The 13038-nt window shown below is 47.5% G+C and carries 11 protein-coding genes; 1 reads left to right on the forward strand and 10 read right to left on the reverse strand.

Going from position 1 to position 13038, the window contains the following annotated elements:
* Nucleotides 1–30: 30 nt before the first annotated feature.
* The 4 genes from J9B83_RS09055 to recJ all read right to left on the reverse strand — a co-directional run bounded on the left by J9B83_RS09055 (nt 31) and on the right by recJ (nt 4716).
* Nucleotides 31–1329, reverse strand: coding sequence for an aminopeptidase P N-terminal domain-containing protein (locus J9B83_RS09055; protein WP_211536441.1), 1299 nt, complete (start codon nt 1327–1329; stop codon nt 31–33).
* Between the two features lie 45 nt (nt 1330–1374).
* Complete coding sequence (locus J9B83_RS09060; RefSeq protein ID WP_211536442.1) at nt 1375–1965, reverse strand: UPF0149 family protein; 591 nt, start codon at nt 1963–1965, stop codon at nt 1375–1377.
* An 81-nt stretch (nt 1966–2046) separates the two neighbouring features.
* Nucleotides 2047–2889 carry a bifunctional methylenetetrahydrofolate dehydrogenase/methenyltetrahydrofolate cyclohydrolase FolD gene (gene folD / locus J9B83_RS09065; RefSeq protein ID WP_211536443.1) on the reverse strand — a complete coding sequence of 281 codons (843 nt, stop codon included), beginning with the start codon at nt 2887–2889 and terminating at the stop codon, nt 2047–2049.
* 102 nt (nt 2890–2991) lie between these two features.
* Nucleotides 2992–4716: a single-stranded-DNA-specific exonuclease RecJ gene (gene recJ, locus J9B83_RS09070; RefSeq protein ID WP_211536444.1), complete on the reverse strand. Its 1725-nt coding sequence runs from the start codon at nt 4714–4716 to the stop codon at nt 2992–2994.
* Nucleotides 4717–4905: 189 nt separating this feature from the next.
* Here recJ and J9B83_RS09075 point away from each other — a divergent pair, with 189 nt between their 5' ends.
* Nucleotides 4906–7296 carry a methyl-accepting chemotaxis protein gene (locus tag J9B83_RS09075; protein ID WP_211536445.1) on the forward strand — a complete coding sequence of 797 codons (2391 nt, stop codon included), beginning with the start codon at nt 4906–4908 and terminating at the stop codon, nt 7294–7296.
* 33 nt (nt 7297–7329) lie between these two features.
* On the opposite strand, the gene J9B83_RS09080 is transcribed toward J9B83_RS09075, so the two are convergent.
* The 6 genes from J9B83_RS09080 to trmD all read right to left on the reverse strand — a co-directional run bounded on the left by J9B83_RS09080 (nt 7330) and on the right by trmD (nt 13038).
* Nucleotides 7330–8049: a 16S rRNA (uracil(1498)-N(3))-methyltransferase gene (locus J9B83_RS09080; protein WP_211536446.1), complete on the reverse strand. Its 720-nt coding sequence runs from the start codon at nt 8047–8049 to the stop codon at nt 7330–7332.
* Nucleotides 8050–8158: 109 nt separating this feature from the next.
* Nucleotides 8159–9544 (reverse strand): threonine synthase, encoded by a 1386-nt coding sequence (gene thrC, locus J9B83_RS09085; RefSeq protein WP_211536447.1) that lies wholly within the window; start codon nt 9542–9544, stop codon nt 8159–8161.
* A gap of 15 nt (nt 9545–9559) precedes the next feature.
* A complete protein-coding gene (locus tag J9B83_RS09090) occupies nt 9560–10861 on the reverse strand; it encodes a homoserine dehydrogenase (RefSeq protein WP_211536448.1) in 1302 nt (433 codons plus the stop codon).
* Nucleotides 10862–11019: 158 nt separating this feature from the next.
* A complete protein-coding gene (locus tag J9B83_RS09095; protein ID WP_211536449.1) occupies nt 11020–11739 on the reverse strand; it encodes a thioredoxin fold domain-containing protein in 720 nt (239 codons plus the stop codon).
* A 115-nt stretch (nt 11740–11854) separates the two neighbouring features.
* On the reverse strand, nt 11855–12217 hold the full coding sequence (rplS, locus tag J9B83_RS09100; RefSeq protein ID WP_211536450.1) for a 50S ribosomal protein L19: 363 nt from the start codon (nt 12215–12217) through the stop codon (nt 11855–11857).
* A 68-nt stretch (nt 12218–12285) separates the two neighbouring features.
* Nucleotides 12286–13038, reverse strand: coding sequence for a tRNA (guanosine(37)-N1)-methyltransferase TrmD (trmD, locus tag J9B83_RS09105; protein ID WP_211536451.1), 753 nt, complete (start codon nt 13036–13038; stop codon nt 12286–12288).

Genomic DNA, 13038 nt, shown 5'->3' on the forward strand with positions numbered 1-13038 from the left:
TGTATCCGGCATAAAAGCGGATATTTGCTGTTAAGCCATCAGCGCTTCTATGTCATGAATTTCTTTGGGCAAGCCATGGGTCAGCACGTAAGGGCCATCGGTACGAATGAGCACATCATCTTCGATTCGAATGCCTATGCCGCGCCATTTCGCGTCGACTGATTCGTTATCAGGCGACACATACAAGCCCGGTTCAATGGTCAGCACCATGCCTTCTTCTAATAAACGTGATTCTCCGGCCACCTTGTAAGCACCGCAGTCGTGCACATCCAGCCCCAACCAATGCCCTGTATTGTGCATGTAAAAATCTCGATATGCTTTGTTCTCGATCAGCGTATCCAGATCCCCATGTAATAAACCGTGCGTGATCAAACCTTGAGTCAGGGTTCGCACCGCCGCATTATGAAATGCCTCGTAAGGCGAACCCACGGTCAATTCTTTCATACCGGCATGATAGGCGTCGAGAACCACTTGGTACAACGCCGCTTGAGGCTCGCTGAACTTACCGTTGGCCGGAAAAGTACGAGTAATGTCCGCCGCATAACAACCTAATTCCGCACCGGCATCAATCAAAATCAAGTCACCGTCGTCGATGATCTCGTCGTTTTTAATGTAATGCAGCACACAAGCATTGCTGCCTGAGGCGACAATGTTGTTGTACGCAGGCTGTCGTGCGCCGGATTTCATAAACACGTAATTCAACTCGGCTTCAAGCTGATATTCATTCATCCCAGGACGAACCGCGCGCATGGCTTGCTTGTGCGCCTCGACACTGATTTGCGCTGCCGCTTCCATGATGGCAATTTCTTCCGCGTCTTTGTATAAACGCATTTCAGCGACCAAAGGCGATAAATCTATCATCTGTGTCGGTGCTATTGCGCCAATTCGAGCACGCGCTGCGATATCATCACGCCACTTGGCTACCTGCTCACGCAAGCCTTGATCGCCCATTAAATACACCACATTATCGGCGCCATCTAGGGCCGTAAAAGCCACCTTGTCCAGGTCGTCCAGCACCGCTGCATCATAAGCACCAAATTCAGACATAGCCCCTTCGGTACCAAAACGAAAACCTTCCCATTGCTCTTTTTCAGGGTCTTTCGGCAAGGTCACTAGGGTTAAATCGCCCTGACCTTGTATCAAGGCATAAGCACTAGGCTCAGGAAACCCCGTCAGATAAAAGAAGCTGCTGTGAGGGCGGAATTCATACTCACAATCGTTGTTGCGTGTCGCCAATTCACCCGTTCGAATCACCACCACGCTATTGTCTGGTAACGATGCCATTAAGCGTGCGCGGCGTGCCTGATAAGTTTGCGTGCTGATGTTCATAAAACCTCGTTTGGTCAATAATCCCTGTGGTGATCGATGAAATGATCAGTGTAAAGGGGCTTTTTTCGTGTGGTCTACATCGGGGTTAATATCATGATGTTCTGTGTACATCATCATGGCCGACAAACGCACGTATTCTACCAATTCAGTCAAATCGGCCTCGTTGTCGTTGTTGTCTTCCAAAGCGCGCATTTCTGCTTGCATAGCAGAAATATTGGCGACATCGCGAAGAATTTGTTTGGTTTCGTCAGACAAGTTATTTTTCTGGCCCGACAAACCGTAACCGGCTAAAAAGCCATGCGCCCATTGAGAAAGGGTCACACCGCGCTCGCATAATTCAGCGTCTTCATCAGAAATACTCGGCACTAGAGCAAATTCGCCATTTTGAAACAAGGTCAGAGTGGCGGTGTAAAGCTCCACCATTACAGCTCGGCTAGCGTCGTCTTTCCAGCCTTCGATGTCGCAAAATTCCGCCACCATGGTCAACCAATCTTCCAGCGGCAAGGTCACACCAGAGGCCAAATAACCGCATAATTGGCCGTGTAATTCGGAAGGCGACGCGGTAATAGATTCCGTCACAAAGACATCGGCGATAAGGTCGAAGTCCAAGGCATCTTTTAACATTTCTGTGGACATGGCATGTCTACCTATTTCATCGGGAATTTCAAAAAACATGCCGTTAACGCATGGGTTAACGGCAACATAAGAAGTTATGTGTTACGCGAGCTGTTTTAAGCCAGATTCAACCGTTTGTAAGATCAAGGTATTGATGGTCATAGGACCAACGCCACCCGGTACGGGCGTGTATGCTGCGACGCGATCAACGAGTGGTGCCAATTCAATATCGCCCACACCACCTGGGTGATAACCAGCATCGACGACAACCGCACCGTCTTTGATCCATTCTGCTTTGATAAACTCAGGCTTACCTACCGCACCAACGATCACATCGGCTTGCTTCACAAGTTCAGACAAGTTTTGCGTGCGTGAGTGGCAAATGGTTACGGTAGCGTTGGCGTTAAGCATCATCATCGCCATTGGCTTACCCAAAATCGGGCTGCGACCAACGACCACAACATGTTTGCCTTCTAGTGCCACATCGTAAGCTTCAAGCAAGCGCATGATGCCCGCTGGCGTCGCTGCTCCGTAAGCCGGCTCTTGCATGGCCATACGACCAAAACCCAAGCAGGTAACGCCATCAACGTCTTTGTGGGCCGCAATGGCATCGAAACACAAACGCTCGTCAATTTGTGCTGGCACAGGGTGTTGCAACAAAATGCCATGAACATCTGGGTTATCGTTTAATTCGTTGATCTTGGCCAGCAGCTCCTCTGTCGTGGTGGTTTCTGACAGCTCAATGGCCATGGAGTCCATGCCGACACGGCGACACGCGTTACCTTTCATTTTCACGTAAGTAGCTGACGCTGGGTCTGCCCCCACCAAAATGGTCGCCAAAATGGGGGTTCGACCGGTACGAGCTTTAAGTTCCGTCACCTGTACTTCTAAGCGGTTTTCTGTGTCTTTGGCACAAAGTTTGCCATCAAGAACCAATGCAGTCATGAATGAGCTCCAATTAAAAAGCGTGGTAAAAAAGGGAGCCGTATTATACCCCAAGTTTTCTTTTGTTACTCAGTGGCCGCGAGATTAAAACAACAAGCAGCCCTATACTGCCTCTAAATAATCCACCATGAGTTGCAAATTGCGCTGGCCTCGAAATTCATTCACATCAAGTTTATAAACCAATCGCGCTTGGCTGGCGTTATGGTTTGGCCATTTGTCCAAGTCGACAAAAAAACAGATACCGTCTAACAATAAGCCACTGCTCGGTTCCCGCACCATGAGTTTGAGGTGTTTTTCTCCAACGATACGCTGTTGCAAAATATCAAATACCCCATCAAAACTGGGCTCAGGAAACATTTGTCCCCACGGACCAGACAAACGCACTTGCTCGGCAAAACTCAGACTAAAGTCTTCTGGCGCAAGCGGGCCGTCGGTGAGTAAGGTCGCCTCAAGCTGTTCTGGCGTCACCCACTCGGTGATAATGGCGTCGAACGCCAAGCGAAAGGCGTCATAATGAGACTCTTTAATCGACATGCCAGCCGCCATAGCGTGACCACCAAACTTGCTTAACAACTGTGGATAACGTTTCGCCAGTAAATCCAAGGCATCGCGAATGTGAACCCCTGGAATGGAGCGGGCCGAGCCTTTTAATTCATCTTCTCCAACACGGGCAAACGCAATGACTGGGCGGTGACATTTTTCTTTCATACGCGACGCAAGAATACCGATCACTCCTTGGTGCCAATCGGCATCGTAAAAACACATGCCATTTGGCATGTCGTTTTCTTCATCCAATAAGGTCACCAGCGCCAATTCCGCCTGCTCCTTCATATCAGACTCTATGACCTTGCGCTCACGGTTAAATTGATCCAACTGCTGAGCATACTCGCGAGCTTGATGAGGATGCACCGCCAACAGGCATTCAATGCCCACGGACATGTCATCCAATCGTCCGGCGGCGTTGAGCCTTGGCCCTACGACAAACCCCAAATCGGAGGCTTTTAATTGGGTATGATCACGACGCCCTACTTCCAACAGCGCCAAAATGCCTGGCCGCGCCAAACCCGCCTGAATGCGTTTTAACCCCTGTTGCACCAAGATGCGATTATTGGCGTCTAAGGTCACCACGTCGGCGACTGTGCCAAGGGCGACCAAATCCAAAAAGTCGGCCATTTTAGGTTCGGGAATGTGTTGCTCAACAAACCAATGACGCGCTTTTAATTCTGCCCGTAACGCTGACATCACGTAGAAAATCACCCCAACTCCCGCTAGGTTCTTACTCGGGAAACCACAGTTAGGATGGTTTGGGTTCACAATGGCATCCGCGGCGGGCAAGGTGTCACCTGGCAAGTGATGGTCGGTAACCACCACTTTCATGCCGTAGGCTTTGGCCGCGGCAACCCCGTCAATACTGGCGATACCATTATCCACCGTCACCAAAACATCGGGCTGACTTTTTTGTGCTACTTCGACGATTTCTGGCGTAAGCCCATAACCGAATTCAAATCGGTTGGGTACCAAATATTCCGGGGCGATAGCCCCCATGGCTTCCAACGCCAACATACCTAAACTGGTGCTGGTGGCGCCGTCGGCATCAAAGTCGCCCACGATGAGAATTTTCTGACCGGCTTCAATGGCATCGGCCAAAATGCTCGCGGCTAGGGTTAAATCAAATAAAGAATCGGGCCTGAGCAGATGGGGTAACCGGTAATCTAACTCTCGACTGGTTGTCACCCCACGTGCCAAAAATATACGACGTAAACTGGACGACATATTCGGGGGTAAATCTTCATCTTTAATCTGGATAGGTCGACGTTCTATGCGCATGCAAACACTCAACTGGCGTTAAAAAACTTTCAAATCAGTCATAAATACACCATGAGAATAACATAAACACCTACATTACTTATGCAGATCAACAATAAAATGACTCAGAACAATTGGCATTAACCTTGCGTTGCTATATAAAAGAATGCGCAACAAATGTATCTTTCACTCAACCGCTTAGGATGAAAAATGGCTGTTTCAATAAAAACGCGTTTAATTTTGATGGGCACCTTGCTCGCTGTGGTTCCCACCATTGTTGTCGGATTAGTTTTGAGCCAAAACGCTTTAAATAAAGGTACTGAAGCGCTGAGAGAAAGCTCTGAAAAACAGTTGATTTTATCTAGAAACCTAACTGCACAATCCATCGAAACCTACTTTTCTTTTATCGACAAACAGATTATCAGCTTGTCACAAAACAACAGCACGATTGATGCAGCAGCATCCTTCTCTGAAGCTTTTAAACGCTACCCAACCGATGTATCAGAGCAAGACAGTCAGCAACTTACCGATTATTACCAAAACGCTTTCGACAAAAATTTCCAATCGCTCAATGCTGGAAAATCCAGTAACCCTAATAATCTACTTTCCGCGCTGAGTCCTATCGCCAAATCCATGCAAGCCAGCTACATTGCAAACAACCCGGCTCCTTTGGGTGAAAAAGACACCTTAGATGGAACAGGTGACGGCAGTGCGTACGATAAAATTCACGCAGAGTTCCACCCGATGTTTCACCAATTCCAACAGGAATTTGGCTTTTATGATGTGTTTATTGCCGACGCTAAAACAGGTCATATCGTCTACAGCGTATTTAAAGAGTTGGATTTTGCCACCTCTCTGTTAACTGGCCCTTATCAAAATACAGGAATAGGCACCGCTTTCAAAAAAGCCATTCAAGGTAACAGCGTAACCTCGAATACTTACTTAACCGATTTTGCCCCTTACGGACCATCTTATGATGCGGCGGCGTCTTTTATTTCGTCGCCGATTATTCGCGATGGAAAAATGATCGCCGTATTAATTTTCCAAATGCCTATTGACCGAATTGATGCCGTGATGGTTCACCATGAGAAATGGCAGCAAAGCGGATTAGGCACAACAGGTCAGACCTATTTAGTGGGTCAAGACAGGGTCATGCACAGCAATGATCGCACGCTGATTGAAGACAAAGCTGCGTTCTTAGAAAAAGCCAAACAAGCAGGTATGACATCCGCCACTTTAAACAGCATAGACAAGCGCGATACCACTATTGGCATTGTCAAAATCAATAGCCCTGCAGTCGACGACGCCATCACAGGTAATGAAGGCTTTTTGATCGACAACAATTATCTAGGCACACCGTCTCTTAGTGCTTACAAACCGCTCAAAATAGACGATGTGAATTGGGTGATCATCAGCGAGGAGTCTCAGTCTGAGGCTTTTCAACCCATTGAAAATCTAAAAAACACCGTTTATACCACATTGGCGATTGTGTCTTTCATTGCCTTGATTATCGGCGCACTACTGGGTCTTATTTTAGCGAAAATCATTGTTCGCCCCATCGACAACATGGTGACCTTAATGCACGACATCGCGGAAGGCGAAGGTGATTTAACGCAGCGTTTACCTGTTAATAGCAAGGACGAACTGGCGCAGCTGGCATCTGGTATTAACTTGTTCATCGAGCATATCGATAAAACCTTCTCCTCTGTGCTGTCTTCTGTAGTGCGATTGAAACCCATCTCAGAAGACATGGCTGATGTAAACAACAGGCTGACAGGCGCGACAGATCAGCAAAAACATCAGGCAGACAAGGTCAACGAATGCTTGTCAGAGACCAATGAGTCCACTAAGCAAGTAGAAGTAGAATTGGGCGAAATCAACAGCGCATCACAAGAGGGTAATCAAATCGTCCACACCAGCAGCCAGGTTGTTCACAAGGTGGCTACTACCATGGAAGAACTGTCTATGGATATCAGCCAAGCAGTGGATGCCTTATTTAAACTCAAAGGCGACACCGACCGCATTGCAGGCATTATAGATGTGATTAACAGCATTGCTGAGCAAACTAACCTTCTTGCCCTAAACGCCGCCATCGAAGCCGCCCGCGCAGGTGAAGCAGGTCGTGGTTTTGCAGTCGTTGCCGATGAAGTGCGTTCTTTGGCGTCTAAAACACGTCAATCTACAGAAGAAGTAGCGAGCATGGTGGAAGCCATTCAGAGCGGCACAGAAGATGTGGTAAAACGCATGGAAAACAGCAAATCCAATGCGGAGCAATCCTCAACCCATGTTCAAGACGCTACTCAGTCCTTGTCTCAGGTTCAGGAAGCCATGGAGATTATTTCGCAAAAAGTACAACATATTGCCAAGGCGATTACGAGCCAACAAAATAACTTCCTTGATGTGACGGCACATTACGATGAAATGCGTAATAGCTTTGTGCAAATCAATGAACAGACAGAACACTCTACCTTGGTCGGCAAAGATGTGATCAAGCTATCGGATAACATCATGGTGCACATCAACCGCTTCCAAGTGACCGATAGAAACTGGTCTGTGGATCGTCGCGACCTGATTCGCTCAGAGTCAGGCATTAAAAAATAACGCTGTTTCTAGCACTTGCCCCCCGCTTGTGCCCTAACTAGGGTACAAGCGCGACAGTAGAACAGGCACCACGGTTTCTACTTTTAAGATTCGATCTCCTAAATGTACCGACTTCATCCCAGCCTCGTGCCATTTCATCACTTCAAATTCATTCCATCCACCTTCTGGCCCTAGCGCCAGAACCGACGGCTGCTGAATATCCACCGGACATGGTATGGCTTCGTAAGGGTGCGCTAGCAACCCCGTTTTTCCTTCTAAAATACTTGGCAACTGATCTTCCACAAAGGGACGAAAACGCGGAATCAACGACCATTTTGGCATGATGGTGTCTTTGGCTTGCTCTAGACCCTCGAGCAAACATTGCTCTATCGATTCAGTTTGCAGAACCGGACTTTGCCAGTAGCTTTTTTCCACCTTAGCAGAGTGAATCAAGTACAGCTCTTTCACCCCCATGGCAGTGATATTGTGCAGGGTACGCTTGAGCATATTAGGTCGCGGCAACGCCATCACCAACACTATAGGCAAGGGTGTAGGTGGCGATAAGGTCAGATTCAATGAGTGAATGTGCCCAGGCATGATGTCGCTCGGCGGCTCATATATACCTTCACCGATTTGACCATTTAACAGACCAACCCTAAGCACAGCACCTCGTTCGGCTTTGATCACCTTGGTGAGATGAGTTTGTTGGCGTGCACTTAACCCGTAAAGGCCGATGTCTAGCGTGTGGTCTGGATCAAGCAAAATTATATTCATAGGAAGAGCACAGTGATAATAATGAATAGATAAAAACAAACGGCCAATCTTTGATTGGCCGTTTCTATTGATTACTGGGTATTCGCCGGACGATCAGCGAAAGTCAGCGTTAAATCTTATCAGCAACAAAGGCTTGCACGTCGCCCAAGCTGTTATCGAGCACTGTGTAAGATTCTTTACGTTCGAAAAGATCTTTCATGTGCTCTGGCAACACAGGCGTTTCGCAGCCGGCTTTTTCGACCGCTTCTGGAAACTTCACTGGGTGCGCCGTCGCTAGAGTAATCATAGGCACCGAACTGTCTTTCCAGCACTGACGCGCCGCTTCCAAGCCAATCGCCGTGTGAGGGTCAAGCAGGTATTGTGTTTTGGCAAACACATCGGCAATCACGTCGCAGGTTTTCTGATCGTCTACCTTGTAGCTGTCAAAGTTGTCTTTCACAAAAGACCAGGCTTGATCGCCTAATGACACATCGCCTTTGTTAAAGCGCGCCATTAAGTCATCAATAGCAGCGCCATCACGCCCGTGGGCATCAAATAACAAACGCTCAAAATTACTCGAAACCATGATGTCCATACTTGGAGACAAGGTGACATTCAACGACTGACGACTCATGTCGTTTTCTGCAATTACGCGGTGAAGAATGTCGTTTTGGTTGGTGGCAACCACAAGCTGATCAATCGGTAAGCCCATTTGCTTCGCCAAATAGCCGGCAAAAATATCGCCAAAGTTGCCCGTTGGCACAGAAAAAGACACTTTACGATGAGGCGCACCGACCGACAAAGCCGATGAGAAGTAATAAACGATTTGCGCCATGATGCGCGCCCAGTTAATCGAGTTTACCGCACCCAATTTTGCGCCTTTCAAGAAAGACTGGTCGGCAAAGCTGGCTTTTACCATGCTCTGACAATCATCAAAATTGCCTTTTACCGCGATGTTGAAGACATTGTCATCGATGACAGTGGTCATCTGGCGACGCTGCACTTCCGATACGCGCTGGTAAGGATGCAAAATAAAGATATCAAGATGCTCTGAATGGCGGCAACCTTCGATCGCAGCGGATCCGGTATCACCCGACGTCGCACCTAAAATCACCAACTTTTCTTTGCGCTCAGACAAAACATAATCCATCAAGCGCCCCAGCAATTGCAAAGCAAAATCTTTAAACGCCAAGGTTGGGCCGCGAAACAGTTCTAAAATCCATTCGTTGTTGCCCACTTGCACCATGGGCGCAATGGATTGGTGATTAAAGCTGGCGTATGCCTCATCAATCATGCGTTTAAACGCGTCCGCAGGAATGTCGCCTTCTACAAAAGGCCACATCACTTTAAACGCCAATTCTTGATAAGACAAACTTGCCCAAGAGGCAATTTCTTCTTTGCTATAATGAGGTAAGGTTTCTGGAACGTACAAACCGCCGTCATTCGCCAAACCAGCCAATAGCACGTCACCAAATGACAAAGCGGGTGCTTTGCCACGAGTAGAAATGTATTTCATAAAATAAGGTCTCTCTTACGCCAAGTTTTCAACACGAATTCGCTGCACAGTACCCGCCACATCGGGCAGAGCTTCAATCGCAGCAATCGCGGCGTTCATATTGCGTTCTTTCACATCGTGCGTCATGACCACTAAAGGCACTAATTCGCTGCCTTCACGCTCACGCTGAATCAATGACTCGATACTGATGTCGTTGTTAGACAGAATTTGTGTGATATTCGCCAATACGCCAGCACGGTCTTTGATCGTCATGTTTAAGAAGAAACCGCATTCGATCTCTTCCACTGGCAAAATCTGCACACCAGACAAGGCATCGGCTTGGAACGCCAAATGCGGCACGCGGTTGGTTGGATCTGCGGTGAGAGTACGAGCCACGTCAATCACATCGGCAATCACCGACGAGCCTGTTGGCAAAGCGCCAGCGCCGGCACCATAGGTTAAGGTCGGCCCGACCACATCACCTTGCACCATAATGGCATTCATCACACCGTTCACATTTGCCAATAATTGCTTATGTGAAATCAAAGTCGGATGAACACGCAACTCAATGCCTGTTTTAGAGCGACGCGCAATACCCAAATGCTTGATGGCGTACCCTAAATCATCAGCAAAGGCGACGTCTTCAGACGTAATGCGACTAATGCCTTCGGTATAAGTTTTCTCGAACTGCAAAGGAATACCAAATGCAATAGATGCCAAAATAGTCAGCTTGTGCGCGGCATCAATGCCTTCAATATCAAAAGTAGGATCTAGCTCAGCGTAACCAAGCTCTTGTGCTTCAGCCAAGACATCTTCAAAGTCGCGGCCTTTTTGGCTCATCTCTGTCAGAATGAAGTTGCCAGTACCGTTAATAATACCCGCTAACCATTCAATTCGGTTGGCAGATAAGCCTTCACGGATTTGTTTAATAATTGGAATACCGCCTGCTACCGCCGCTTCAAACGCGACAATGACGCCTTTTTCCTGAGCTTTGGCAAAAATTTCGTTGCCATGCTCAGCGATCAACGCTTTGTTAGCGGTTACAACGTGCTTGCCATTATCGATGGCGGTTAGCACAAGCTCTTTCGCAACCGAAGTACCGCCAATAAGCTCAAGTACAATGTCAATCTCTGGGTTGTTCACCACATCAAAAATATCACGGGTGACATTAATATCCGTGGTGTCGCAGGCGTCGTTATCACGACGAGCGCCCACTTGCTCAATAACAATACGGCGACCAACACGTCGCGTGATCTCTTCCGCGTTATTAAGAAGAATATTAAAACTACCGGACCCCACTGTCCCCAGCCCACAAATTCCGACTTTTACCGGTTTCAAAACAATACCCCACAGAGACAATTTAATTTTTATAGGTCAGCTAACTCTTGATTATTTTGGATTAGATGACAAGCTGTCCATTATAACGCCAGAACAAGGCAAACCCAATGAACAAAAGGCATAACACATCGGCTATTTAGCGCAACCCAGGCAGAGAATCACATCCCTAGACGTTTAATCAACTCAGCGGCGGGCAAATAGCCTGGCAATAAGCGGCCATCTCCTAGCACAATCGTTGGCGTGCCACGCACCCCAACCTCGTTACCTAGAACATATTGGTCAGCAATTGGATTGGTACAGGTATTTTCAGGCACGGCCTCACCATTTTTTGACTGAGTAAGTGCCGTCTGCGGATCAGCCGAACACCACACGCTGACCATTTTTTGGTAAGACTCTGAACCAACGCCGGCTCTTGGGTAGGCAAGATAACGCACCGTGATACCAGCATCGTTAAGTTCTGGCACCTCTTTGTGTAACTTTCGGCAGTAACCACAATCTATGTCTGTAAATACAGTAATATGGGCTTTTTCGTTTTCCGCTTTATAGACAATCATGTCTGATTCAGGCAAAGCTTCTACTTTCGCCAGCTTGGCTTTCTCGGTTTCATTCTCAAGACTGGTTCCCTGCATTCGATACATATCGCCAGCAATGAAATATTGGCCGTCTGGAGTAACGTGTATGGTAGGGCCACCTTTTAGCGACACGACAAACAAACCCGACCCAGCGTGTTGCTCAGCACTTTCCACCTCGTATTGTGGCAATGCGGTATTCACAGCTGACAAAACAGCCGCTTGATCTGCCATCACAACACCAGAAATAGGGAGTAACAAGAAGCTCATAACACGAGAGCGAGCAAAGGAGCGGAGAAAATATTTCATGACAAGCCTCAAAGACAAAAAATAAAGTCTATTAGGCCATACGTTAGGGGGGAAGTTCCATTAAAAAGTTCCATTAAAAAAGGCGACTCGCGTCGCCTTTTTTAAATAAGAAAACTTAGCGCTTGGCCAATTTCTCTTTGATACGTGCAGATTTACCAGAACGCTCGCGTAGGTAGTAGATCTTAGCTTGACGCACGTCACCGCGGCGTTTAACTTCGATGCTTTCAACCAAAGGGCTGTACGTTTGGAAAGCACGCTCAACACCAATACCGCTAGAGATTTTACGAACGGTAAATGCTGAGTTAAGGCCTCGGTTACGCTTAGAGATTACAATGCCTTCATAGGCCTGTAGACGCTCGCGTGAACCTTCTTTAACTTTAACTTGGACAACAACAGTGTCACCAGGACCGAAGGCTGGGACTTCTTTTGTCATCTGTTCAGCTTCAATTTGCTGAATCAGTTTAGTTTTATTACTCATGGATGTGACTCCTAATGATATGGTTTCTTACTGAATGAAGGTTCTTCGGTTCAATAAGCTCGCAATTCCTACTCTGCCGAGGTTGAATCTTCAGTTTCGCGAATAAACTCTTCTAACAACAACTGCTGTTCCTTGTCCAACTCAAGGTCTTGCAGAAGGTCTGGCCGGCGCTGAAAAGTTCTTCCGAGCTTTTGCTTTAAACGCCAGCGTCTGATCTCCTCGTGGTTGCCACTAAGTAGCACTGAAGGCACAGATTCACCATTCAATACTTCGGGACGAGTATAATGCGGGCAGTCCAACAAACCATCGGCAAATGAATCTTCATCCGCTGATGCTTGTTTTCCTAACACTCCTGGCACCATACGAAATACAGTGTCCATGAGCACCATTGCCGGCAACTCACCACCGCTTAGGACAAAGTCGCCGATCGACCATTCTTCATCAATTTGTGATTGAATCAAACGTTCATCAACGCCTTCATAGCGACCTGCTACCAGAATAAATTCTGCTTGTTTAGCAAGCTGCTGCACGCCTTCTTGCGTTAGCGTACGCCCTTGAGGGGACAGATAAATAACTTTTGCGTTTGGCACCAAGGCTTTGGCGCTGTCTATCGCATCTTTGAGAGGCTGCACTTTCATGAGCATCCCTGGACCACCACCATAAGGTCGATCGTCTACTGTTTTGTGTCTATCGTGGGTAAAATCACGAGGATTTAAAAAATCCACCTGAATCAGCCCAGATTTAATGGCTCTGCCCGTCACACCGTATTGGGTAATGGCTTGAAACATCTCCGGAAAGAGCGATATAACGCTAACCTTCAC

It is taken from the genome of Marinomonas vulgaris, from assembly GCF_018145875.1.
GTDB classification, from domain to species: domain Bacteria; phylum Pseudomonadota; class Gammaproteobacteria; order Pseudomonadales; family Marinomonadaceae; genus Marinomonas; species Marinomonas vulgaris.